The organism is Leclercia sp. W6, assembly GCF_003336345.1.
GTDB lineage: Bacteria > Pseudomonadota > Gammaproteobacteria > Enterobacterales > Enterobacteriaceae > Enterobacter.
In genome coordinates this window covers 3,997,763-4,023,059 of record NZ_CP031104.1, presented here as the reverse complement: position 1 = coordinate 4,023,059, position 25,297 = coordinate 3,997,763, and the positions used below count along the sequence as shown (strand labels likewise).

At 57.5% G+C, this 25,297-nt stretch carries 21 protein-coding genes; 4 read left to right on the top strand and 17 right to left on the bottom strand.

Annotated features, from left to right (window positions below):
* Window positions 1-6: 6 nt before the first annotated feature.
* The 5 genes from glgA to asd form a co-directional block, all read right to left on the bottom strand.
* Window positions 7-1,440 (bottom strand): glycogen synthase GlgA, encoded by a 1,434-nt coding sequence (glgA, locus tag DVA43_RS19630; RefSeq protein ID WP_103177333.1) that lies wholly within the window; start codon window positions 1,438-1,440, stop codon window positions 7-9.
* Window positions 1,440-2,735 carry a glucose-1-phosphate adenylyltransferase gene (gene glgC, locus DVA43_RS19625; RefSeq protein WP_103177334.1) on the bottom strand — a complete coding sequence of 432 codons (1,296 nt, stop codon included), beginning with the start codon at window positions 2,733-2,735 and terminating at the stop codon, window positions 1,440-1,442. Before glgC ends, glgA begins: the two co-directional genes overlap by 1 nt.
* Window positions 2,736-2,753: 18 nt before the next feature.
* Entirely contained in the window at window positions 2,754-4,727 is a 1,974-nt protein-coding gene (gene glgX, locus DVA43_RS19620; RefSeq protein WP_114316504.1) for a glycogen debranching protein GlgX, read from the bottom strand.
* Window positions 4,724-6,910, bottom strand: a complete 2,187-nt coding sequence (gene glgB, locus DVA43_RS19615) for a 1,4-alpha-glucan branching enzyme (RefSeq protein ID WP_103824787.1) — start codon at window positions 6,908-6,910, stop codon at window positions 4,724-4,726. Before glgB ends, glgX begins: the two co-directional genes overlap by 4 nt.
* A 250-nt stretch (window positions 6,911-7,160) precedes the next feature.
* Window positions 7,161-8,264 carry an aspartate-semialdehyde dehydrogenase gene (asd, locus tag DVA43_RS19610; protein WP_114316503.1) on the bottom strand — a complete coding sequence of 368 codons (1,104 nt, stop codon included), beginning with the start codon at window positions 8,262-8,264 and terminating at the stop codon, window positions 7,161-7,163.
* A 177-nt stretch (window positions 8,265-8,441) separates the two neighbouring features.
* Here asd and yhgN point away from each other — a divergent pair, with 177 nt between their 5' ends.
* Complete coding sequence (gene yhgN, locus DVA43_RS19605; protein ID WP_103177338.1) at window positions 8,442-9,035, top strand: NAAT family transporter YhgN; 594 nt, start codon at window positions 8,442-8,444, stop codon at window positions 9,033-9,035.
* Between the two features lie 1,501 nt (window positions 9,036-10,536).
* On the opposite strand, the gene gntU is transcribed toward yhgN, so the two are convergent.
* The 5 genes from gntU to DVA43_RS19570 all read right to left on the bottom strand — a co-directional run bounded on the left by gntU (window position 10,537) and on the right by DVA43_RS19570 (window position 15,477).
* A complete protein-coding gene (gntU, locus tag DVA43_RS19590; protein WP_114316502.1) occupies window positions 10,537-11,877 on the bottom strand; it encodes a gluconate transporter in 1,341 nt (446 codons plus the stop codon).
* A 3-nt stretch (window positions 11,878-11,880) separates the two neighbouring features.
* Window positions 11,881-12,408 (bottom strand): gluconokinase, encoded by a 528-nt coding sequence (gene gntK, locus DVA43_RS19585; RefSeq protein ID WP_103824781.1) that lies wholly within the window; start codon window positions 12,406-12,408, stop codon window positions 11,881-11,883.
* A gap of 126 nt (window positions 12,409-12,534) precedes the next feature.
* A complete protein-coding gene (gene gntR, locus DVA43_RS19580) occupies window positions 12,535-13,530 on the bottom strand; it encodes a gluconate operon transcriptional repressor GntR (protein ID WP_103177342.1) in 996 nt (331 codons plus the stop codon).
* A 90-nt stretch (window positions 13,531-13,620) separates the two neighbouring features.
* The gene (locus DVA43_RS19575; protein WP_103824780.1) at window positions 13,621-14,316 is read right to left on the bottom strand and encodes a pirin family protein; all 696 of its coding nucleotides are present in this window, start codon (window positions 14,314-14,316) and stop codon (window positions 13,621-13,623) included.
* 123 nt (window positions 14,317-14,439) lie between these two features.
* A complete protein-coding gene (locus DVA43_RS19570; RefSeq protein WP_114316501.1) occupies window positions 14,440-15,477 on the bottom strand; it encodes an oxidoreductase in 1,038 nt (345 codons plus the stop codon).
* Window positions 15,478-15,702: 225 nt separating this feature from the next.
* Between DVA43_RS19570 and DVA43_RS19565 the strand changes: the two genes are divergently transcribed.
* Both DVA43_RS19565 and yhhY read left to right on the top strand, forming a co-directional pair.
* Entirely contained in the window at window positions 15,703-16,350 is a 648-nt protein-coding gene (locus tag DVA43_RS19565) for a polymer-forming cytoskeletal protein (protein ID WP_114316500.1), read from the top strand.
* Window positions 16,351-16,567: 217 nt separating this feature from the next.
* On the top strand, window positions 16,568-17,056 hold the full coding sequence (gene yhhY, locus DVA43_RS19560) for an N-acetyltransferase (RefSeq protein ID WP_114316499.1): 489 nt from the start codon (window positions 16,568-16,570) through the stop codon (window positions 17,054-17,056).
* Window positions 17,057-17,138: 82 nt separating this feature from the next.
* Here yhhY and ggt read toward each other — a convergent pair whose 3' ends face one another.
* Complete coding sequence (gene ggt, locus DVA43_RS19555) at window positions 17,139-18,884, bottom strand: gamma-glutamyltransferase (RefSeq protein WP_168194445.1); 1,746 nt, start codon at window positions 18,882-18,884, stop codon at window positions 17,139-17,141.
* Window positions 18,885-19,006: 122 nt separating this feature from the next.
* Between ggt and DVA43_RS19550 the strand changes: the two genes are divergently transcribed.
* Window positions 19,007-19,387 (top strand): DUF2756 family protein, encoded by a 381-nt coding sequence (locus tag DVA43_RS19550; protein WP_114317172.1) that lies wholly within the window; start codon window positions 19,007-19,009, stop codon window positions 19,385-19,387.
* Here DVA43_RS19550 and ugpQ read toward each other — a convergent pair.
* The 6 genes from ugpQ to livF all read right to left on the bottom strand — a co-directional run bounded on the left by ugpQ (window position 19,384) and on the right by livF (window position 25,296).
* On the bottom strand, window positions 19,384-20,124 hold the full coding sequence (gene ugpQ, locus DVA43_RS19545) for a glycerophosphodiester phosphodiesterase (protein WP_114316498.1): 741 nt from the start codon (window positions 20,122-20,124) through the stop codon (window positions 19,384-19,386). The genes DVA43_RS19550 and ugpQ overlap by 4 nt on opposite strands.
* A complete protein-coding gene (locus DVA43_RS19540) occupies window positions 20,121-21,191 on the bottom strand; it encodes a sn-glycerol-3-phosphate import ATP-binding protein UgpC (protein WP_114316497.1) in 1,071 nt (356 codons plus the stop codon). Before DVA43_RS19540 ends, ugpQ begins: the two co-directional genes overlap by 4 nt.
* 1 nt (window position 21,192) lies before the next feature.
* Entirely contained in the window at window positions 21,193-22,038 is an 846-nt protein-coding gene (gene ugpE / locus DVA43_RS19535; RefSeq protein ID WP_114316496.1) for a sn-glycerol-3-phosphate ABC transporter permease UgpE, read from the bottom strand.
* A complete protein-coding gene (gene ugpA / locus DVA43_RS19530; protein ID WP_103177350.1) occupies window positions 22,035-22,922 on the bottom strand; it encodes a sn-glycerol-3-phosphate ABC transporter permease UgpA in 888 nt (295 codons plus the stop codon). Before ugpA ends, ugpE begins: the two co-directional genes overlap by 4 nt.
* Window positions 22,923-23,020: 98 nt before the next feature.
* Window positions 23,021-24,337, bottom strand: a complete 1,317-nt coding sequence (ugpB, locus tag DVA43_RS19525) for a sn-glycerol-3-phosphate ABC transporter substrate-binding protein UgpB (RefSeq protein ID WP_114316495.1) — start codon at window positions 24,335-24,337, stop codon at window positions 23,021-23,023.
* A 245-nt stretch (window positions 24,338-24,582) separates the two neighbouring features.
* Window positions 24,583-25,296, bottom strand: a complete 714-nt coding sequence (gene livF, locus DVA43_RS19520) for a high-affinity branched-chain amino acid ABC transporter ATP-binding protein LivF (RefSeq protein ID WP_103177352.1) — start codon at window positions 25,294-25,296, stop codon at window positions 24,583-24,585.
* Window position 25,297: the final 1 nt, after the last annotated feature.

The window sequence follows — 25,297 nt, the reverse complement described above, 5'->3', positions numbered from 1 at the left end:
GCATTGTTACATCAAGCGTTGATAAAGATCGCGGTAGGACTGCGCCGCAACTTGCCAGCTAAAATCCATGGCCATCGCCTGGCGTTGAACAAAACGCCATAAAGAAGGACGTGACCACAACACGAAAGCACGACGAATCGCGCGTAACAGCGACCAGGCATTACTGTCTTCAAAGACAAATCCGGTGGCGATCCCATCCGCCAGATTCTCCAGCGAGGTGTCGGATACGGTATCCGCCAGCCCGCCAGTACGCCGCACCAGTGGCAGCGTGCCGTACTTCAGACCATACAGCTGGGTTAAGCCGCAGGGCTCAAAACGGCTCGGCACCAGAATAACGTCTGCGCCCGCCATGATGCGGTGCGAAAACGCTTCGTGATAGCCAATCTGCACACCCACCTGTCCTGGATGTTCGGCGGCGGCGGCGAGGAAGCCCTCCTGCAGTACCGGATCGCCCGCACCCAGCAGCGCCAGCTGACCGCCCTGCTCCAGCAGGCCCGGCAGCGCCTCGAGCACCAGATCGAGTCCTTTCTGGCTGGTCAGACGGCTTACCACCGCAAACAGCGGCACCTTGTCGTTGACCTTCAGTCCCATGGCAACTTGCAGCTGACGTTTGTTCTCGGCCTTATCTTCCACGGAGTCGCGGTTATAGCGCGCCCCCAGCAGCAGATCGGTTTCCGGACTCCAGATTTTTTCATCCACGCCGTTGAGAATGCCCGATAGTCGGCCTTCGCGATGGCGCTGGCTGAGCAGCCCCTCCATCCCATAGCCAAACTGCGCTTCGGTGATCTCCCGCGCGTAGGTTGGACTGACGGCGGTAATGTGATCGGCGTAGTAAAGCCCGGCTTTGAGGAAGGAGATCTGCCCCTTAAACTCCAGCCCGTGCATATTAAAGAATGACCATGGCAAATCGATGTCATCCATATGTTTGGCGAAATACATGCCCTGGTACGCCAGGTTATGCACGGTAAAGACCGACTTCGCCGGATGGCCACGTGCCGCCAGATAGGCCGGCGCTAACCCGGCGTGCCAGTCGTGGGCATGCACCACGTCCGGACGCCAGAACGGATCCAGCCCACAGGCCATCTCCGCCCCTACCCAGCCGAGCAGCGCGAAACGCAGCACGTTATCGGTATAGGCAAACAGGTTAGTGTCGTGGTACGGACTCCCTGGGCGGTCATAAAGATGCGGCGCGTCAATCAGGTAGATACCCACGCCGTTGTAATGGCCAAACAGTAATGTGATGCGCCCGGCAAAGGTCTCGCGGCGGCTGACGATCTGCGCGTCAGGCACGCCGCGACGAATATCTGGAAAAGCGGGTAACAGCACGCGGGTATCAACCCCACCTGCAATTTGCGCCGCCGGTAACGCCCCTATCACATCCGCCAACCCGCCAGTTTTGAGCAACGGGAACATTTCAGAACAAACGTGTAAAACCTGCATCATCGCTCCTGTTTGATCTGCAGTTTACGCAGCATTTCCCGCGTAACCAGCACGATACCTTCTTCTGAGCGGTAGAAACGGCGCGCGTCCTCTTCCGCATTTTCTCCAATTACCATGCCTTCCGGAATGACGCAGGCACGGTCGATAACGCAACGACGCAGGCGGCACGAGCGGCCCACCCAGACGTCGGGTAACAGCACTGATGAATCAATATTGCAGAAGGAGTTCACCCGCACGCGCGGGAACAATACCGACTGCACCACCACCGAGCCGGAGATAATGCACCCGCCGGAAACCAACGAGTTCAGCGTCATGCCGTGGCTGCCCGAACGGTCCTGGACAAATTTCGCCGGCGGCAGAGACTCCATATGGGTGCGGATCGGCCAGTTATGGTCGTACATATCCAGTTCCGGCGTAACAGAGGCCAGATCGAGGTTAGCCTTCCAGTACGCTTCCAGGGTTCCTACATCGCGCCAGTACGGTTCTGAATTCGGATCGGACTGTACGCAGGAGAGCGGGAAAGGATGTGCATAGGCCATGCCAGATTTGGTGATTTTCGGGATGATGTCTTTGCCGAAGTCGTGGCTGGATTTTTCATCCTTGTCGTCCTCTTCCAGCAGCTGGTAAAGGTAATCTGCATCAAAGACATAGATACCCATGCTGGCAAGCGCTTTAGTGTCATCGCCCGGCATTGAAGGTGGATTCGCCGGTTTTTCCACGAAATCGATCACCTTGTCGTTTTCATCCACCGCCATGACGCCAAACGCCGTCGCCTCGGCAACGGGCACCGGCAAACAGGCTACGGTGCAGCGCGCCCCTTTTTCGACATGGTCGATAAGCATGCGCGAGTAGTCCTGCTTGTAGATATGGTCCCCGGCGAGGATCACCACGTACTCGGCGTTATAACGGCGAATGATATCGAGGTTCTGCGTGACCGCATCAGCGGTGCCACGGTACCAGTTTTCGCCATGGACGCGCTGCTGGGCAGGCAACAGGTCGACAAACTCGTTCATCTCCTCACTGAAGAACGACCAGCCGCGCTGAATATGCTGCACCAGAGTGTGTGATTGATACTGGGTAATGACACCAATACGGCGAATGCCTGAGTTGAGGCAATTGGACAGAGCAAAATCGATAATACGGAATTTACCGCCGAAGTGGACGGCGGGTTTGGCGCGCTTGATCGTTAAATCTTTTAATCGGGTACCGCGGCCGCCAGCAAGAATCAGGGCAACAGACTTCAATGGCAGCTGACGCGCCAACATTAGAGGGTCGTTCTTATCTAACCTAACCATGATCAACTCCTTTTATTATCATCTCTGGAATACACATACACCGTGCGCAGGCCCATGCCAGACAGTCATAACGACCGGATTATCCTCTCCGGCAAATGGGGGGATAGCCCGCCACTCCCCTTCAGGTAAAATAATTTCTGCGACCTCATCTGTGGCATTGAGGGTGATGAGCCAGCAATCCGAAAGCAGGATTTGCAGGCGCGGCACCCCGTTCTGCCACTCGTGCGCACCTAACGGTTGCGCCATTTTATTTAACCAGCGAACGTTGCCGTCGCCCTCTTCCCACCACCGATCCTCGGTGAGCGCCGGGATCTGCTTACGCAGATGGACCAACGCGGCAGTAAAGGCGACGAGTCCCTCGTTTGCCTGCTGCCAGTCAAGCCAGGTTAACGCGTTATCCTGGCAATAAGCATTGTTGTTGCCGCGCTGACTGTGGCCATGTTCATCGCCTGCCAGCAGCATCGGCGTACCCTGTGACAGTAAAAGCGTCGTCAGCAGCGCATGCACGCTGGCGCGGCGCCGCTCGATCACATCCAGATTGCCACTTAACCCTTCAATACCATGATTAAAACTGTGGTTATTGGAGGTGCCGTCACGGTTTTCTTCGCCGTTTGCTTCATTGTGTTTCTGATTGAAACAAACGCAGTCACGCAGGGTGAAACCGTCGTGCGCCGTCAACAGGTTGATCGACGCGGAAGGCAAACGCCCGTTGCGTTTAAATACATCGCTGGAAGCGGCGAAACGTCCGGCAAATGTTCCTAAAGAGAGATCGCGCGTCAGCCAGAAGCGGCGCGCCGCATCACGATAGTGATCGTTCCATTCCGCGAACGGCGGCGGGAAATTTCCCACCTGGTAGCCGCCCGGGCCGATATCCCAGGGCTCTGCAATCAGCTTCACACCTGAGAGCAGCGGGCAGTCTTTTATCGCCTCAAACAGCGGCGACTGCTGGCTGAATTCCGGCGTGCGTCCAATCACCGACGCAAGATCAAAACGAAAACCGTCGATATGGAAGGTTTCAACCCAGTACTTCAGGCAGGCATACGCATAGTCTGTCACTGCCGGATGGCTGAGATTGAGAGTGTTACCGCAACCGGTCCAGTTGTGATAATCACCATCCTCTCTTAACCAATAATAGCTAGGGTTATCAATTCCGCGCAGGGAGAACGTCGGCCCCTCAAGATCCAGCTCGGCGCTGTGGTTGAGGACGATATCCAGAATGACCTCGATACCCGCTTCGTGCAGCGCCTTCACCGCGTCACGAAACTCATCTCTTGCCCGGTCGGGATGCGAGGCATAGCGCGGCTCAAGGGCAAACATCGCCATCGGGTTATAGCCCCAGTAGTTACTGAGGCCGAGGCGTTGCAGGCGCGGCTCGCTGGCAAAATGGGCCACCGGTAATAACTCCAGGGTGGTGATACCGAGGTGCTTAAAATAAGCAATCATCACCGGGTGACTGAGCGCTTTGTAGGTGCCGCGGATATCTTCGGGAATATCAGGATGCAGCCAGGTCAGCCCCTTGACGTGGGCTTCATAGATGACCGTTTTGCCCCACGGTATATTGGGCGGGGCATCCTCTTCCCAGTCGTAATGATCGCTGACTACAACGCTTTTTGGCGCCACAGCCGCGCTGTCACGGTGATCCGGAGTATCTGTGCCGCTGTGCAGCAGGGGATCATCATTCAGCGTACCTTCGACCTGATACGCGCACGGGTCAAGCAGCAGTTTTGCCGGGTTAAAGCGCAGCCCCTTTGCGGGATCCCACGGGCCATAAACCCGAAAACCATAGCGCATGCCGGGGCGGGCATGTTCCAGATAGCCATGCCAGATATCGCCGCTGCGCGCCACCATATCGTACCGATGTTCAATGCCTTTGCCGTCAAACACGCAGAGTTCAACCCGATCCGCGTGGGCGGAAAAGAGAGTGAAATTCACCCCTTTTCCGTCATAGCATGCGCCGAGCGGAGCGGGTTTACCTGCGGCGAGTTGCGTCATTCCCCCTCCCGGACCAGCCAGATAGTGGCTAACGGCGGCAACGTAATGCTCAGGGATTGTGGGCGGCCATGGCTCTCTTGTTCATCGCTCTGTACCAGCCCCCCGTTACCCGCGTTGCTGCCGTGATAGTGCATGGAGTCGGTATTCAGCACTTCACGCCATTTGCCTGGCTGATTGATGCCGAAACGGTAGTGATGGCGCGTCACCGGGGTGAAGTTACTGGCGACGATAATTTCGTTACCCGCCTTGTCGCGACGGACAAAGATCAGCACCGAGCGCTCGTGGTCATCCACCACCAGCCACTCAAAGCCGTAATCATCAAAGTCGAGCTCGTGCAGGGCTTTGTGGTGACGGTAGGTATGGTTGAGGTCGCGCACCAGACGCTGAACGCCGTGGTGCCAGTTGTCGCCCCCTTCCAGCAGATGCCAGTCAAGACTGGTGTCGTGGTTCCATTCGCGTCCCTGGGCGAACTCGTTACCCATAAACAGCAGCTTTTTGCCCGGGAAGGCGAACATCCAGCCGTAGTAAGCGCGCAGGTTGGCAAATTTCTGCCACGCGTCTCCTGGCATACGGTCGAGGATCGATTTTTTGCCGTGTACCACTTCATCGTGGGAGAGCGGCAGGACAAAGTTCTCGGTGCTGTTATAGAGCATGCCGAAGGTCAGTTTGTCGTGATGATACTGACGATGCACCGGATCCAGCTTCATGTAATCCAGGGTGTCATGCATCCAGCCCAGGTTCCACTTGTACCAGAAGCCCAGCCCGCCCATTGACGGTGGACGGGAGACGCCCGGGAAGTCGGTGGACTCTTCAGCCATCGTTACCGCGCCTGGCGCCTGTTCGCCAAGAATGCGGTTGGTGCTGCGCAGAAACTCAATCGCTTCCAGGTTTTCACGTCCGCCGAACTCGTTCGGGATCCACTCGCCCTCTTTGCGGCTGTAGTCGCGGTAGATCATCGAGGCGACGGCGTCCACGCGCAGGGCATCAATGCCGAAACGCTCGATCCAGTAGAGGGCGTTGCCCACCAGGTAGTTGGTCACTTCCCGACGACCATAGTTATAGATCAGGGTATTCCAGTCCTGGTGATAGCCTTCCCGCGGGTCGCTGTGTTCATACAGGCTGGTGCCGTCAAATTGCGCGAGGCCAAAGTCATCGGACGGGAAGTGGCCCGGCACCCAGTCGAGGATCACGTTCAGTCCGGCAGCGTGCGCGGCGTTGATAAAATAGCGGAAGTCGTCGCGGGTGCCGAAACGGCGGGTCGGGGCATACATTCCGGTAGGCTGGTAGCCCCAGCTGCCGTCAAACGGATGCTCGTTAATGGGCAGCAGCTCCAGATGGGTAAAGCCCATCCACTTTACATAGGGGATCAGCTGGTCGGCCAGCTCCCGGTAGCTGAGCCAGAAGTTATTGTCGGTATGACGACGCCAGGAGCCAAGATGGACTTCATAAATAGAGATTGGCATATCGAACTGGTTCGCCCGAATACGCTCTTCGCTCTGGGCGACTTTATCCGGCAGGCCGCAAATGAGTGACGCCGTTTCCGGGCGCATCTGCGCTTCGAAGGCATAGGGGTCGGCTTTGATACGCAGATTACCCTGCGCATCGATCATCTCATATTTGTAGAGCTGGCCGTTCAGTGCGCCAGGGATGAAGAGTTCCCAGATGCCGGTTTCACGCCGCAGACGCATCGGATGGCGACGGCCATCCCAGTAGTTGAACTGCCCCACCACGGAGACACGCTGGGCATTTGGCGCCCAGACGGTAAAACGGGTGCCGGTGACGCCATCCATAGTGTCGGCATGAGCGCCAAGCGTCTCATAAGGACGCAGGTGCGTACCTTCAGACAGTAGCCAGGCATCCATCTCCTGCAACAGCGGACCAAAGCGATAGGGATCGTCGATCAGATTCTGTTGTCCATGCCAGATCACAGCGAGCTGGTAGCGGAAGAAGTTTTTACGGCGGGCCATCACGCCAGCGAAAAAGCCGCGTGAATCGAGACATTCGAGTTTCCCGACCTTGCGGCCGGTTTTAGGTTCAATCACCCACACTTCCGTTGCGTCAGGTAACAGTGCACGGACTTCCAGGCCGGCATCAGTGCGGTGCATGCCAAGTACAGAAAACGGATCCGCAAAGTGACCCGTAATAAGCGCATTAATCACGTCTCTATCAATACGAACGGACATGGTATTCATCCTGTTTTTTTAGTTGCCGCCCCTTTCGCGCGCCGGGTACGACCTTGATGTGACCTGAACGGAACCGCACATTGTGCATCCTCTCTGTTCCGTTCAACCTCCAGGCGGAATATGTGACATCCCGCATAAAGCATAGCCAACGCTTTATATGACTCCTGAAAAATTATGGACCATTTGGCGTTTACTCCATGTAGTACGCAAAAAAAGGGGTGATAAATCACCCCTTAGTATTAAGTATTTATTACGCCAGCTGGCGCAGCATCCTGCGCAGCGGTTCGGCGGCACCCCATAACAGCTGGTCGCCGACGGTAAAGGCGGAAAGGTACTCCGGCCCCATATTTAGTTTACGCAGACGGCCTACCGGGGTAGATAATGTGCCGGTGACCGCAGCTGGGGTCAGTTCACGCATGGTGATGTCGCGGTCGTTTGGCACCACTTTCGCCCACGCATTGTGTGATGCGAGCAGTTCTTCCACAGTCGGAATAGACACATCTTTTTTCAGTTTAATGGTGAATGCCTGGCTGTGGCAGCGCAGCGCGCCGATGCGCACGCACAGGCCATCAACCGGGATTACGGAAGCGGTGCGCAGGATTTTGTTGGTCTCTGCCTGGCCTTTCCACTCTTCGCGGGTCTGGCCGTTATCCAGCTGTTTGTCGATCCACGGGATCAGGCCACCGGCCAGCGGTACGCCGAAGTTATCCACCGGCAGCTCGCCGCTGCGGGTCAGCTGAGTCACTTTGCGTTCGATATCGAGAATAGCGGACGCCGGGTTTGCCAGCTCATCAGCAACACTGTAGTGCAGTTGGCCCATCTGGGTCAGCAGCTCGCGCATATGGCGCGCGCCGCCGCCGGAGGCCGCCTGGTAGGTCGCCACAGAGACCCACTCCACCAGATCCTGAGCAAACAGGCCGCCCAGCGACATCAGCATCAGGCTGACGGTGCAGTTGCCGCCCACGAAGGTCTTCACGCCCTTGTTCAGGCCGTCGGTAATGACATCCTGGTTAACCGGGTCAAGAATAATGATGGCGTCGTCTTTCATGCGCAGCGAAGAGGCCGCGTCAATCCAGTAGCCCTGCCAGCCGCTTTCACGAAGCTTTGGATAAATTTCGTTGGTATAATCGCCGCCCTGGCAGGTGACAATAATATCCAGCGCCTTCAACGCTTCCAGATCGTAAGCATCCTGCAACGTGCCTGTGGTACCCCCAAAGGACGGTGCAGCCTGGCCGAGCTGGGAAGTGGAGAAGAAGACCGGACGGATAGCGTCGAAATCGCGCTCTTCAACCATGCGTTGCATGAGTACAGAGCCGACCATACCGCGCCAGCCGATAAAACCAACGTTTTTCATAGCATTTTTTTCCTGCAGAGGGTGTGTGCTGTTTGTGCAAGCCAGTATTGAACTGGGATATGCTTCACATTACAAAATGCTGCCAAAGTCGCAAGCGAAATTAATCGATGATTGCCCGCCGATCAGAAAAAGAGCTAATCATCGGGGAAACCATACAAGTATCAGGGATAATGTACGATGAGTGAAATCATTTCCGCAGCTGTTTTATTGATCCTAATTATGGATCCACTCGGAAACCTGCCTATTTTCATGTCGGTGTTGAAGCACACCGAGCCGAAGCGTCGTCGGGCCATCATGATCCGCGAGCTGCTCATCGCTCTGCTGGTGATGTTTATCTTCCTGTTTGCCGGCGAGAAAATCCTCGCGTTCCTGAACTTACGCGCTGAAACGGTCTCCATTTCCGGCGGGATTATTCTGTTCCTGATTGCCATCAAAATGATTTTCCCGAGCACCGAAGGCAACAGCAGCGGCCTGCCGGCGGGTGAAGAGCCGTTTATTGTGCCGCTGGCGATCCCACTGGTCGCCGGGCCGACCATTCTGGCGACGCTGATGCTGCTGTCGCATCAGTATCCGAACCAGATGAGCCACCTGGTGATTGCCCTGCTGATTGCCTGGGGCGGAACGTTCATCATTCTGCTGCAGTCGTCGCTGTTTTTGCGCCTGCTGGGGGAGAAAGGGGTGAATGCGCTGGAGCGGCTAATGGGGCTGATCCTGGTGATGATGGCGACACAGATGTTCCTGGATGGGATTCGGGCGTGGATGAAGGGGTGAGGGGTTGGGTTTAGGTTTAAGGGAATATACTGGCACCAGCGGTAGTTCCGTTCACTTCATGTTCCTTGCTTCTCTGTTACACCCGCACCGGTGAACGTGCCAGGGTGGCTCAATCGCCACCACCCTGGCGACCCGGGCTACCGGCAAGAAAATCGCCGCTCCGCGGTGCCCTCAGCTTATTCCCTCCGGCTATCGGGTCGGGCATAGCCTGCATCCATGCAGGCTATGCCCTCTCGGCGCGTCCATGCGCCTCGCCCCGGCCTGCGGGAAACGCTTCGGCGATTTTCAGCCGGACCTGGGTGTCGCTGTAGCTTTTTTACTTTCCTGTAATTTGGACATCGCGTTAAGTAATGTAGGCCGGGTAAGCGCAAGCGCCACCCGGCGTTTTACCGGCTCGCATAACCAGAAATTAAATCTTCAGCGGCGAAAAGAGTCAGGTAAGCAAAACACCCGCAGCGCGCCCTGGTCCGGCTGAAAATCGCTGGGGCATTGACTGGAGGCGGAGTCGAGGGCAGAGATGCGCCGAAAGAGTGTGGTAAGGGGGACAGCGGCGAGCCCCTCTGACACGTTCACGGGTGACGTGGCATACAGAGCAGCATTGAACACCCCCGTTGCCACATGTTCACGCCGGGTGGCGGCTATGCCTTACCCGGCCTACATCCCAGCCCACATAATCCGAAATTAAATCTCCAGCGACGAAAAGAGTCAGGTAAGCAAAACACCCGCAGCGGCTCCCTGGTCCGGCTGAAAATCGCTGAGGCGTTGACTGGAGGCCGGGGCGAGGCGCAGGGACGCGCCGAGAGGGGGCGACCTACAGGGATGTAGGATCGCCTCCGACCCGACAGCCGCAAGTCATAAGCCGAAGGGACCGCAACGCGGCGATTTTCCTGGCCGGGAGCCGGGGTGGTCAGGGGGGCGGCGGCGAGCCCCCCTGACACGTTCACGGGTGACGTGGCATACAGAGCAGCATTGAACGCAAAGTGAACGGAACCACCGCCATTGCCACATGTTCACCGCCGGGTGGCGGCTACGCCTTACCCGGCCTACATCCCTGCCCACATAACCCGAAATTAAATCTCCAGCGACGAAAAGAGTCAGATAAGCAAAACACCCGCAGCGGCTCCCTGGTCCGGCTGAAAATCGCTGAGGCGTTGACTGGAGGCCGGGCGAGGCGCAGGGACGCGCCGAGAGGGGCGACCTACAGGGATGTAGGATCGCCCCCGACCCGATAGCCGCAAGTCATAAGCCGAAGGCACCGCGAAGCGGCGATTTTCCTGACCGGGAGCCGGGGTGGTCAGGGGGGCGGCGGCGAGCCCCCCTGACACGTTCACGGGTGACGTGGCATACAGAGAAGCATTAAACGTAAGGTGAACGGAACCACTCCCGTTGCCGCATGTTCACGCCGGGTGGCGGCTATGCCTTACCCGGCCTACGTTTCCTGCACACACAAAAAAGCCGGGTGGCGGCTACGCCTTACCCGGCCTACGGTTTACGGTAGCTGCTAGCTCAACAACGTAAACGCAATCATCCCGACAATCGCCCCGGTCGTCCCGAGGATGGTTTCCATCATCGTCCAGGTCTTCAGCGTCTGCGCTTCCGTCGCCCCGGTAAATTTACCGAACAGCCAGAACCCCGCGTCGTTCACATGAGAGACCACAATAGATCCCCCCGCGATACAGATAGAGAGCGCCGCCATCTGCGCGCCGGAGTAGTTCAGGTGTTCAATCACCGGCATTACCAACCCGACGGCGGTTAAACAGGCCACGGTCGCAGAGCCCTGGATGATACGCACCGCCGCAGCCAGCACGAAGCAGGTCACCGCAATCGGTAGCCCCATACCGGTGAGCGCGCCGCCTAACGCCGGACCAACGCCAGAATCCACCAGCACCTGCTTGAACACCCCGCCCGCACCGATCACCAGCAGAATAATACCCGCCGGTTGCAGCGCTGCACCGCAGATCTCCATCACGCGGTCTTTCGCCATGCCCTGGCGCATCGCCAGACCATAGATCGCCACCAGACAGGCCACCAGGATTGCCGTGAACGGGTGACCGATAAACTCAAACCACTCGTAGGCACTCGATCCCTCCGGCACAAAGCGCGCGGCGATGGTTTTGAGCCCGACCAGCACCAGCGGCAGCAGGATCAGGGCGAGGCTAAAGCCGAAGGAGGGCATTTTGTTTTCGCCCAGATGCGGCTCGGTGATGTCGTCAGGAATGTGCAACTCAACGTAACGGCTGATGAAGTTGCCCCACAGCGGACCGGCAATGAGCATGCCCGGGATTGCCGCGCACAGGCCGATGAGGATCATCCAGCCAAAGTCAGCATGCATCTGCGAGGCCAGCAGCATCGGCGCGGGGCCAGGCAGCAGGAACGCTGCGGCAGCGGCGACACCGGCAAACAGCGGAATAACAAGCTTCACAAGGTTGGTGCCGGTGTGGCGCGCCATCGAAAACGCCACGCTAATCAGCAGCACTACCGCCACTTCAAAAAACAGCGGCAGGGCGCAGATCAGACCGGCCAGACCGATGGCGTAATGCGCCCGGCTGTGACCGAAGGATTTCAGCATCTTGACGGCGATCTGATCGACCGCGCCGGTTTCATGCAGGATTTTGCCAAACATCGCGCCAAGCGCGACCACAATCGCCAGGAAGCCCAGCGTGCCTCCCATCCCTTTTTCCATGGTCGCAGCGATTTTGTCGAGCGGCATGCCGGAAAAGAGACCTGCACCAATAGATACCACCATCAAAGCCACGAAGGCGTGCATACGGGCCTTCATAACCAAAAACAGCAGTAGCAGCACGGAGCCTACTGCTGTTAAAACAAGCGTTAACGTACTCAAAACTTACTGCCTTTTGTTGATGACCTCAATGGTGCTTGCAACAACACCGTCCAGCGGCTGATCGATATCCACAACCAGTACATCGCTTTCATCCGCGCCCGGCTCTTGCAGGGTTTCAAACTGCGTCACCAGCATCTGGGTCTTAAAGAAGTGCCCTTTGCGCGCTTTCAGACGGGTTTCAATCACGTCGAAATCGCCCTTCAGGTAGATAAAGGAGAGGTTAGCGTTACCTTCGCGCAGCTGGTCGCGGTAGCTCTTTTTCAGCGCAGAGCAGACGATCAGCGAGACTTTGTTGGTGCGCTGCATGGCAAACGCCGCATCGTTCAGGGCCTGCAGCCACGGTTTACGATCGTCGTCGTTCAGCGGCTCACCTGAGGCCATTTTGTTGATGTTGCTACGCGGATGGAGAAAATCACCATCAAGAAACGCAGCATGGATTTGATGTGCCACTTCGCTGGCAACGGCGGACTTACCGCTACCGGAAACGCCCATCAGGACATAAACGTGGTGATCTGGATTTGTGGTGCTCAAAGTATGTCCCTCAGTCGATTGTTACGGGTAACAGTTATCGGTAACATTGTCCTGCCGGGGCTGACGAGAAGCAATATCCAAACGTGCGCGAAGTGAATAAGTGTGAGCTAGTTCAAACTTGTCACGCTAAATAGATCCACCTGGTGACAGAGTGAAACCTAAATCTAACATTTTAGGCGACACCGCTTCACCACGAATGCGCGCCAGCAGGCGTTCCGCACCGATACGACCCATGCGTTCACGCGGCGTCAGGACGCTCGCCAGACGCGGCTCCATGACCTGGCCGATGTCGTGACCGTGGAAACCGGCAATCGCCATATCCTGCGGGATTTTCAGGCCCAGACGCTGGCATTCAAAAGCGGCGCCCACCGCGAGGTCATCGTTGGTACAGAAGATGCCATCAAGCTGCGGATATTCACGACGCGCCTGACGCATCAACTCAATGCCGGAGGTGTAGGAAGAGGACTGCTCTACCATCACACTGTAGGGCGTTAAGTTCGCGTCGAGCATCGCCTGCTCGTACCCCTTCTGTTTGATGATAGTACGTTCGTCCAGACGTGCGCCAAGATAGGCGACATGACGATGGCCGCGGGCAATGATCGCCGCCGTCATCTGCCGGGCCGCTTCGAAGTTATCGAACCCAACGGCGATATCCAGGCACGGCGACTGGCTGTCCATCAGCTCCACCACCGGAATACCCGCCACTTCGATCATCTTCAGCGTGCGTGGGGTGTGGGTGCGTTCGGTGAGGATCAGGCCGTCAATGTTCCAGGAAAGCATAGATTCCAGACGCTCCTCTTCCAGCTCCGGCTTGTAGCCGTAGTGGGCGAGCATGGTCTGATAGCCAAAGGCGTCGGTGACGCTTTCGATGCCGCGAAGCACTTCGGCGAAGACCTGGTTGGTTAAGGAGGGAAGCAGGACGCCCACCGCACGGCTGGTCGCATTGGAGAGAATATCGGGAGCACGGTTGGGGATATAACCCAGTTCATCGAGAGCAGCCGCAATCTTGCCACGTAATGCCACGGAAACCTGTTCCGGGTTACGTAAAAAACGGCTGACCGTCATTTTGGTAACACCGACGCGATCGGCGACATCCTGAAGTACGGGGCGTTTCTTTTTCATCGTCCTGAGAAATCATGAGTGAGAGATTTTCTCAGTTTATCACGGACAAAGCGCAACCTTCCCCGTTTAAAGGGAAGGTTGCGTAATTATTTAGACCGGCGGCAGGTCGAACAGCAGGATTTCAGCGGCGCTGTCAGCATGGACAGAGATCGCCTGCTCATCCCAGATGGCCAGACCATCGCTGGTAGTCGCTTTGGTGCCGTTGATGGTCACATCGCCTTTCACCACCTGGATCCACACTTTGCGGTTGGCGGCAATCTGATGCACAGACTGCTCGTCTTTCGCCAGCGCCCAGCGGTAAAGCTCCATATCCTGATGCACTTTCAGCGAGCCGTCACGGGCATCCGGTGACAGTACCAGCTGTTTACCCTGCTGCGCGTCGAAGCGGCGTTGCTCGTAGCGCGGGGTGATGCCTTTCGCTTCCGGAATGATCCAGATCTGGTACAGACGCAGACGGTCGGTTTTGCTTGGGTTGTATTCGGAGTGACGTACCCCGGTACCCGCACTCATAATCTGGAACTCACCCGCCGGCACCTGCTCTTTATTACCCATGCTGTCCTGGTGCTCCACCGCCCCTTCCAGCACGTAAGTCAGGATTTCCATATCTTTGTGCGGGTGGGTACCGAAGCCCTGGCCTGCGTCAATCACGTCATCGTTAATCACGCGCAGTGCCGAGAAGCCCATAAAATTCGGGTCGTAATAATCGGCGAACGAGAAGCTGTGCCATGAGTCCAGCCAGCCATGATTTGCGTGTCCACGGTCGTTTGCTTTGCGTAAGAAAATCATTGTTTTTACCCTCAGTTCGTTTCGATGGAGTAAGTGTGGACGCAATCGACCTGGGATCATAGAGGGTGAAAATTGACTCCTCTGTTCAAAATATCTGAACAAGCACAGAGGAGTCATTCAGGCTTATCGGGCAAGGGTTATCGTGGCAGGTGATGCCTGTTCAAAGGCGCGTTCAAGGATTTCCAAGTTGGTCATCACTTCAATTTCCTTGACGTAATTTGGCGCGCCGCAAGTGAGGGTCTGGTACAGCGCATCATAGACCTGACCATAGTCGCCGGTGCCCGGTTTGATCTCCTCTTTCATCGTCACGCCCGCGTCGTTAACGTACTCCAGCACGCCCACGGAATCGTCCGCCGCAAACCCTGGATCACCCGGCATGATATTGGCCTTCAGGCTGGTCTCCTGCTGGTCAATACCGTACTTGATAAACGAGCCTTTGGTGCCGTGAACGATAAATTTCGGGTAGTCGATCTTCACCAGATGGCTGGTTTTGACAATCGCTTTCAGGTCGCCGTAGAACAGCTGTGCTTCAAAGGTATCGTCCGGGTTGGCTTTATTACGCAGGCTGCGGATGTCATAGGCCACGTGATCCGGACGACCGAACAGGCTGATTATCTGGTCCATGGTATGGACGCCAAGGCCATAGAACGAACCATCCTGCGGCAGGCCGGGTTTGGTCTCCGCCACCGGACGGTAGTAATCGAAGTGGCTTTCGATTTCGACAATCTCGCCCAGCTTGCCGCTCTCGATGGCCTGCTTCGCGGTAAGGAAGCAGGTGTCAAAGCGACGGTTCTGATACGGCGTGACGGTCAGCCCTTTGCTGCGCGCCAGCTCGAACAGCGTTTTCGCCTCGGCCATCGTCGGAGTAAATGGCTTCTCCACCAGCACGTTTTTACCCGCTTCCAGCGCGCGTTTCGCGTACTCAAAATGGCTGTCGGCATGGGTACAGACGATCACCAGCTTCACTTCGGGATCGTTCAATACCTCGTCGAGATCGCTGGTGAAGTGAATATGGGAGTACTGTGGAGACTGCTCTTCCGGTTTCGGGTGGCGGCGGAAGATATGCGCCACATGCCAGCTGGCTTTACGGGTAAGTACATAGGGAAGGTGGTAGCGGGTGGTGCTTTTGCCAAATCCAATAAATGCGCAGTGTAGTGTCATGATGTTGTTCCTGGCTAAGGTCTCTGCCTTCAACCATAGCGCAACCTGCTGGCGAATTTAACCCCATCAATCTTTTAGGCTTATTCCGGCGGGAAAACCGTGCCGTGAATATATTGCTATATCGAATCCGAAAATAACGGGCATAACCTTGACCCTGCCTCTGAATCCCAGGATAAGAAGGCAGACAAATTAACATGCTCGCGAAAGGAGTCGCGCTCATTTTCTATGGACAGAAAATACCTCGCGTTAAATAGCGCACTTCTCTTCTGGCTGCTCGCCCTGGTCGCCTGGTGCTTCAATGCCCCCTCCCTGACGTGGCTGTTCGCGGCATTAACCCTAATGGCCTTTGGTCTCCCTCTTCTATTTAATCAGGTTAACCTCATGTTTAAGAAACAAAAAAAAACCGAAACTGACAAGCAAGAAATTCTCCCTCCGGCACCGATCATTGAAAAAGAACCCACCGCGGTGGAGAAGCATGGCACCACCGTGATCGCCAGCGATGTGCATTTTGAAGGCAATATCGTTTCCGGCGGGCACGTCTATGTTCACGGCAAGCTGAACGGCAATATCGACTCTAAAGAGAGCCTGATAAAAATCATGCGTGGGGGCTATGTAGAGGGAAACATCACCTGCCGGGAGCTGATCGTGGACGGTAAGGTCATCGGTCAGTGCAGCAGCGAGGCCATTGAAATCTGCGAAAATGGCCAGATTACCGGCACCCTGCTCTACCGGACCCTGGCGATCAAAAAAGGCGGCGTCTTTTCCGGCCAGGCGGAGGTCTTACCGGCTGTCGCGGAGAAGAACAACGTGGTGGGCATGATAAAAGAGAACCCGGCTGATATGCCGGATCGCCTGCATTCGCAAAAGCTGTAAACAAAAAAAAGCCAGCGAGACGCTGGCTAAAATAATACTGGAAGCAATGTGAGCAATGTCGTGCTTTCAGGTTTCCGTCGCGGACTCCCTGAACGCAAGACAATAATAATCATTCTCATTCGCACTTGTCTACTGATTTTTTGCAAAAAATGCTTGTTGACTCACATTTCAAACTGACGGATGTTGGAAAGGAACCTAACTGACTGAGGAAGAAGGAATGAGTGAGATAGTGATACGCCACGTTGAAGCCGCCGATGCCGAAGCTTTACGCCTGCTTAATACCCATCCGGGGGTGTATCACCAGACACTACAACTTCCTCATCCGTCGATGGAGATGTGGCAGGAACGGGTAATGAAAAAGCCGGGCAGACGCCATCTGGTGGCCTGCCTGAACGGTAACGTTGTCGGTCATCTGGCGCTGGACGTGATGGAAAACCCCCGACGCAGCCACGTGGCGACCTTTGGTATCAGCGTCTCTGCCGACGTGCAGGGTCGCGGCGCGGGCAGCGCGTTGATGCGGGAGATGATCAACCTGTGCGACAACTGGCTGCGCATCGAACGTATTGAGCTGACGGTGTTTGCCGACAACGCGCCTGCCATTGCCCTGTACCGCAAGTACGGATTTGTGGTGGAAGGCACCGGGAAGCGATTCGCCCTGCGTGACGGCGAATTTGTCGATGCGCTCTATATGGCGCGGGTTAAGTGAGTATTGCCCGGTGGCGCTACGCTTACCGGGCCTACGGAACCTTGTAGGCCGGGTAAGGCGGAGCCGCCACCCGGCAAACCGTTTAATACCCGGCCGTCAAATCCCCTGGCGAGCGCGGATCCGATGCCCCGTACAGTGCGCCGTCCGGCCCGACCATAATGCTCTGGGTGCTACCCATCGCCTCTTTCACCGCCACTTTTTGTCCGCGCTGCTCCAGCAGTTTCAGCGTATCCGGGCTGAAGCCCTTCTCCACCCGCAGCTCATCCGGCAGCCACTGGTGATGGAAGCGCGGGGCGTTGGTCGCCTCGGCCACGTTCATCCCGAAATCGATGCTGTTGACTACCATCTGCAGTACGGTGGTGATAATCCGGCTGCCGCCCGGGCTGCCGGTCACCAGCCAGGTTTTGCCATCTTTCACCACAATCGTCGGCGACATTGACGACAGCGGACGCTTCTTCGGCCCTACGGCGTTGGCATCCCCGCCCACCAGCCCGTAGACGTTCGGCACGCCCGGTTTGGCGGAGAAGTCATCCATCTCGTTGTTGAGCAGAATGCCGCTGTTGCCCGCCACGATCCCGGTACCAAAGGTGGTGTTGAGGGTATAGGTCACCGCCACTGCGTTACCATCTTTATCCACCACCGAGAAGTGGGTGGTCTGGTTGCTTTCATACGGCGCCAGCTTACCGGGGCGGATCTCGCTCGACGGTCTGGCCTTGTTGATATCGATCTGATCGGCCAGGGATTTGGCGTAGGCTTTATTGGTCAGCGCCTGCCACGGCACCTTAACGAAATCCGGGTCGCCCAGATACTCCGAGCGGTCGGCGTAGGCATATTTTTCCGCCTCGGCCATCACCTGCAATGTGTCTGCACTGCCGAAACCAAACTTATGCAGATCGAAGTTTTCGAGGATGTTGAGGATCTGCACGATGTGGATCCCGCCGGAGGACGGAGGCGGCATGGAGTAGACCTGATACCCGCGGTAGTCGCCGCTAATCGGCGTGCGCTCCACCGCCTTGTACTCCGCGAGATCAGCTTTGGTGATCAGCCCGCCGTTCTTACTCATCTCTTCGGCAATCTGGTCGGCAATCGCCCCTTTATAGAAGGCGTCCGGGCCGTTCTCCGCGATCATCTCCAGGCTTTTGGCGAGGTTCGTCTGAACCAGCTTATCGCCCTTCTTCAGCGGCTCGCCCTCCTTCCAGAAGATCGCTTTGCTGTTCTCATGGTTGGGGATCACTTCGCTGCCGTAGGTTTTCAGGTCGTCGGCCAGCGCGTCGTTGACCTCAAAGCCGTCCCGCGCCAGTTTGATGGCGGGTTGCACCACCTTGTTCAGCGGCAGGGTGCCATATTTATCCAGCGCCAGCGAGAAGCCCGCAACGGTGCCCGGCGTACCGGTCGCCAGATGGGAGGTAAGCGATTTTTTACTGTCGGCATTGCCCTGGTCATCAAGGAACATATCCCGCGTGGCCTGGTTCGGCGCCATTTCGCGGAAGTCGATCGCCGTGGTGGTGCCATCTTTGGTACGCAGCATCATAAAGCCGCCACCGCCGAGGTTGCCCGCCTGCGGGTGGGTCACCGCCAGCGCATAGCCCACCGCCACCGCCGCATCCACCGCATTACCGCCCTGTTTGAGAATATCCACCCCCACCTGGGTCGCGAGGGCATCCACTGAGGAGACCATCCCTTTCTGCGCCCGCACGGGATGGAACACATCCTCTTCCACACCATAGGAGACCGGCGGTGCCGCCGGCGGATTCGCTGCCACGCAAAACGTACCGCCTGCCGTCAGGGCAGCAATCGCCACCCAGCGTAAAAACGTTGGTTTCATCATTCTTATTCTCCAGGTACAGGGACTCATGCTCCCGCTTAAGCCTGGTTCATAACTCTTAAAAAATCATCGTAATGGCGGATTCGAGATAAACTTACAGAAGGCTTCAGATGGAGGGAATGACCATGAAACGTCTCATTCTTGTGGCGGCGTTACTGCCGTTTACCGTATTCGCGCAGCCTATCAACACCCTGAATAACCCCAATCAGCCGGGCTATCAGAACCCCAGCCAGCAGCGAATGCAAAATCAGATGATGATGCAGCAGCAACAGCAAACAGGGATGCTAAACCAGCAACTGCAAACGCAAACCCGCGTTCAGCAGCAGCACCTGCAAACGCAGATGGATAACAACACCCAGCGGATTCAGCAGAGCCAGCCGGGGGTGCAGGTTCTGCCTAATACCAGCGGCGGGATGCTCAGCGGCGGCAGTGTCGACTCCGGCGGCGTGCAGCAGCAACATATGCTGCCGCAGCGGCAGAATGGCGACATGCTCAATAAGCCTTAGGGCTGAAAGTCCGGGCCGATAAGGGCAATCGCATCGGTACAGATACAATCCACGCCCCAGCGCAGCAGTTCCGCTGCTCGCTGGGGCTGATTGACGGTGTAAACCAGGATATGTAATCCGGCGTTTTTCAGTATGCTTACCCGCGCTTCATCCAGCAGGCGATGGTTCAGGTGGATGGATACGCACTCCAGTCGACTGGTCAGCTCGCGCCAGTCATCACGCCAGGCATCCAGCAATAACCCACGCGGCAATTCAGGCGCAGCAGCCTGCGCGGCTTCCAGCGCGTCAATCTCAAACGACGACAGCAGCGGTGGAGTCATTCCTGCCCACAACTCACGCGCCGCCAGCGCAATCACCTTGCCGGTGAGCGGCCCGGTGCCGGTGGTCGGTTTAATTTCGATATTGGCCATCATCCCGTGTTGACGGCAGCGGTCGGCCACCTCAGTCAGCAGCGGCAGCGGTTCGCCTTTAAACTCGCCGCTAAACCAGCTTCCGGCGTCCACCTTCAGCAGATCGCGCCACGGCAGATCACCCGCCACGCCCCAGCCGTTGCTGGTGCGCTCAAGGTTGTCGTCATGCAGGAGGAAAATCTCCCCGTCTTTCGACAGCTTGGCATCGAACTCAATCATGGTATGACCGTAACGCGCGCCAACGTCGATGGCCGCCAGCGTGTTTTCCGGTGCCAGTTTACCGCCGCCACGGTGGGCGACGATGCGGGGATAAGGCCAGTTACTCATATGCGTTGTCCTGTTTCGCCATCAAATAAGTGCAGATGATTTTCCGGCAGATGCAGCCATAGCGTGCTGCCCGCTTTCGGGCGCTCCTCGTGCGACATACGCACCACCAGCTTCTGCTCGCCCCAGCGTCCGTGCGCCAGGTTATCGGCCCCCAGCATCTCCAGGGTGTCCATCACCAGCGGTACGCCGCCTTCCGCCTGCGAGCTTAGCGCAATATGTTCCGGGCGGATACCCAAGGTCATCTTACGTCCGGCGTAACCGCGATAGTACCAGTTGATCGGCAGCGCCATGCCGCTCTCCAGTTCAAAATGGGTACCCGCAGTGCTGATGCGTCCTTCCAGCAGGTTCATCGCCGGGCTGCCGATAAAGCTCGCCACAAAGCGGCTGGCGGGCTTTTCATACACCTCCACCGGGGTGCCAATCTGCTCGGCCACACCTTTGTTCATCACCATCACCCGCTGGGCGAGGGTCATCGCCTCCACCTGATCGTGGGTAACGTACAGGGAGGTGGTTTTCAGGCGACGGTGCAGCTGCTGCAGCTCAAGGCGCATCTGCACGCGCAGCTTGGCATCAAGGTTGGAGAGCGGTTCATCGAACAGGAACACCGCCGGGTCACGCACGATAGCGCGACCCATCGCCACGCGCTGGCGCTGGCCGCCGGAGAGCTCGCGCGGGCGGCGCTTCAGCAGGCCGTCCAGCTCCAGAATGCGCGCCGCCTCTTTGACGCGCTCGTTGATGTGGCTTTTGCCCATCCCACGAATTTTTAGCCCCCAGGCCATGTTCTCTTCCACGCTCATGTGCGGATAGAGGGCGTAGTTCTGAAATACCATCGCGATGCCGCGATCTTTGGGCTCCATCTCGGTCACGCGCTGGCGGTCAATCCAGATATCGCCCGAGGTGACGCGCTCGAGCCCCGCCACCATGCGCAGCAGGGTGGATTTGCCGCAGCCCGACGGGCCAACCATCACGATAAATTCGCCGTCCGCCACGTCGAGGGTCAGCGGCTGAATCACCTGGGTTTTGCCGTCCCAGCTTTTGGTCACTGCCTGTAATTTTAAACCTGCCATCTTATTTCTCACTGTCCACTAAACCACGCACGAACGCGCGCTGCATGGCTAAAACGATAACGACCGGGGGGATAAGGGTAAGCAGCATCGCCGCCATCACCTGGTTCCAGAGAGTGGTGCCTTCGCCGGTGGCGATCATGCCTTTGATGCCCGCCACGGCGGTGCCGAGATTAACGTCCTGGATAATCAGCAGCGGCCACAGGTACTGGTTCCAGCCGTAGATAAAGGTGATGACAAAGAGCGCCGCGAGGTTGGTTCTCGACAGCGGCAGCACGATGTCGCGGAAAAAGCGCATCGGCGAGGCGCCGTCGATCCGCGCGGCCTCAATCAGCTCGTCCGGCAGGGTCATAAAGAACTGGCGGAACAGGAAGGTGGCGGTGGCCGAGGCCATCAGCGGCAGGGTTAAGCCCGCATAGCTGTCGAGCATCCCGAGGTTGGCGATCACCTCCACCGTCGGGAAGATACGCACCTCCACCGGCAGCATCAGGGTGATGAAGATCATCCAGAAGAAGAGGTTACGCAGCGGAAAGCGGAACCAGACGATGGCAAACGCCGAGAGCATCGACACCGTGATTTTGCCCACGGTAATGCCGAATGCCATGATGAAGCTGTTCAGCATCATCAGCCAGAACGGGGCGCTGTTGACCCCCACGCCCTGGGTCCAGATGGTCGCCATGTTCTCGAAGAGATGCGAACCTGGAACCAGGGTCATTGGGGTTTCAAATATGGCGTTTCTGTCCAGCGTGGCGGCGACAAAGGCGACATACAGCGGGAACAGGATAACGACGATCCCCAGGATCAGCATGGTATGGCTGAAAATCGTCAGCCCGCGACGGTTCTCAATCATTGGTAGCGCACCTTACTTTCAACATAGCGGAACTGCACCACCGTGAGGATGATGACGAGGAACATCAGCACCACCGACTGGGCGGCAGAGGCCGAGAGATCCAGACCGGCAAAGCCTTCGCGGTAGATTTTATAGATCAGCGTGGTGGTGGCCTGCACCGGGCCGCCTGCGGTGGCGGCGTCGATCACCGGGAAGGTGTCGAAGAAGGCGTAGACCAGGTTGACCACCAGCAGGAAAAAACTCACCGGGGCGATCAGCGGCAGCGATAGCCGGAAGAAGCGGCGGATCGGACCTGCGCCGTCAATCGCGGCGGCTTCTACCAGCGAACGCGGAATGGACTGCAGCGCGGCGAAGAAGAAGAGGAAGTTGTAGCTGATCTGCTTCCACACCGAGGCGAAGACCACCAGGAACATCGCCTGGCCGCTGTGCTGGGCGTGGTTCCAGTCATAGCCCAGCTCGGCCAGGAAGTGGGTAATCAACCCGCGACCCGGGTTAAACAGAAAGATCCACAGCACCGCGGCGACGGCGGGGGCGACGGCGTAAGGCAGCAGCATCAGCGTCTGATACAGGCGGCTGCCGCGCACCACGTAATCCACCAGTGCGGCAAAGAAGAGCGAGGCGAGAAGACCGCTCACCGTCACCAGAGTGCTAAATTTGATCGTCGTCCAGAAGGCGTCGATGTAGTAGCTGTCGTGCCACAGGGCAGCGAAGTTATCCAGGCCAACAAACTGGCTGGAGAGCCCGAACGGATCGACGCTCTGCACTGAGTACCACAGCGCTTCGCCCGCAGGCCAGATAAAGAAGATAACGGTGATGACCAGTTGCGGCGCGACCAGCAGGTACGGCAGCCAACGGGAGCGAAACACCGGACGGGATGAGGACATGAGGGTTGTATTCCTGAACAGCGCCGGGTGGCGGCTACGCCTTACCCGGCCTACGGTCTTCCAGGCCCGGATCGCTACGCGTCACCGGGCATTTCACATTACGATTTGGTCGACTGCTCAAAGCGGCGCAGCAGCTGGTTTCCGCGCTCGACTGCCGCATCCAGCGCCTGCTGAGGGGTTTTCTTGCCGGTCCAGACGCTTTCCAGCTCTTCATCCACGACGGTACGGATCTGCGGCATGTTGCCCAGACGCAGCCCTTTGGTGTACGGCAACGGTGGCTTGTTCAGCATCTGGCGCGTGGCGATGTCTGCCCCTGGGTTCTTGTCATAGAAGCCCTGCTCGCGGGTCAGGTCATAGGCGGCTTTGGTGATCGGCAGGTAGCCGGTCTTCTGGTGCCATTCGGCGGCGTTTTCCGGCTTCGCCAGGAAGTCGAGGAACTCCGCCACGCCCTTGTAGGTGTCCTTGTCTTTACCCTGCATTACCCACAGGCTGGCCCCGCCGATAATGGCGTTCTGCGGCGCGCCTTTTGAGTCGGCATCGTACGGCATCATCCCCACGCCATAGTTAAATTTGGCGTAGTGACGGATATCCGCCAGCGAGCCGGACGAGGCGGTGGTGATGGCGCAGTCGCCGCTGTAGAACTTCTCGGTTGATTCGTCTTTACGTCCGAAGTAGCTGAAATCGCCCTTCTTGTTCAGATCGGCAAGCAGGGCAATGTGCTTCACCTGCTCCGGCTTGTTGAATTCCAGGACCGCATTGGTGCCGTTGAAACCGTTGTTCTCGGTGGCTACCGGCTGGCCGTGCCAAGCGCTGAAGTTCTCGATCTGGATCCAGCCCTGCCAGCCGCTGGCGTAGCCGCACTTCATGCCGGCCGCTTTCAGTTTGGCGGTGTACTCCGCCAGATCCTGCCAGGTTTTCGGCGGCTGCTCTGGATCTAAACCGGCTTTCTTAAAGGCGTCTTTGTTGTAGTACAGCACCGGGGTAGAGCTGTTAAACGGCTGGGAGAGCAGATGGCCGGATTTAGAATCGGTGTAATAGCCCGCGACGGTTGGCACGAACTGCGATTCATCGAAGTTAATGCCCGCCTCTTTAAACACCTCATAGACCGGCTTGATGGCTTTGGAGGCCATCATGGTGGCCGTGCCCACCTCATAGACCTGCAGCAGCGCCGGGGCGTTACCGGTACGGAACGCGGCAATGCCCGCGCTCAGGCTCTGCTCGTAGTTGCCTTTGTACACCGGCACAATTTTATAATCCGGGTGGCTGTCGTTGAAACGCTGCGCCAGGGAGTCAACCTCTTTACCCAACTCCCCTTCCATGGAATGCCAGAACGGAATAGTGGTGACGGCCATTGCGTTAGTCGCAAAAGCCAGACCCATTGCCAGACCCAAAGCTGTGTGTCGTAACGATGTCATTGTCATCTCTCTTATTGTGCCGGATGCGCGATATCACGCGTTTTGTGCTCGCGAGGTAACATGACATGCTCGAATTACAGAAAAATAACCGTTTGTTTACAGCGATATGACAACAGGGCGTCAGGGGGATGATGATTGTGTGAAGGGGTATATGTAAAAAAAGCCGGGTGGCGGCTTCGCCTTACCCGGCCTACTCGATCCCGTAGGCCCGGTAAGCGTAAGCGCCACCGGGCAATACAGACGGCTCAGCCGCCTAAATACGCGCTCCGCACCGCCTCGTTCGCCAGCAGGGCATCGCCGGTATCCTCAAGCACTACCCGACCGTTCTCCAGCACGTAGCCGCGATCCGCGAGCTTCAGCGCCTGGTTGGCGTTCTGCTCCACGAGGAAGATGGTCATCCCTTCGCTGCGCAACTGCTCGATGGTGTCGAAGATCTGCTGAATGATGATTGGCGCCAGCCCGAGCGAGGGTTCGTCGAGCAGCAGCAGGCGCGGCTGGCTCATCAGCGCGCGACCAATCGCCAGCATCTGCTGTTCCCCGCCGGACATGGTGCCCGCCCGCTGAATACGGCGTTCAAACAGGCGCGGGAAGAGGTCATACACGCGCTTGATGCGGGTCTGGAACTGTTCGCGCTCGGCAAAGAAGCCACCCATCGCCAGGTTCTCTTCTACCGTCATGCGGGAGAAGACGCGCCGTCCTTCCGGAACAATCGCCACCGCTTCACGCATGATTTTTGCGGTCTGCCAGTCGGTGATGTCTTTACCGTCAAAGACGATACGCCCGCTGGTGGCGCGCGGGTCGCCGCACAGGGTGCCGAGCAGGGTGGTTTTCCCCGCGCCGTTGGCACCAATCAGGGTGACGATTTCGCCCTGATTGATGTGCAGACTGACGTCGTGCAGGGCCTGGATCTTGCCGTAGTGGGCATTAACCTTGTCAAAAGATAACATCGCTTTTTCCATC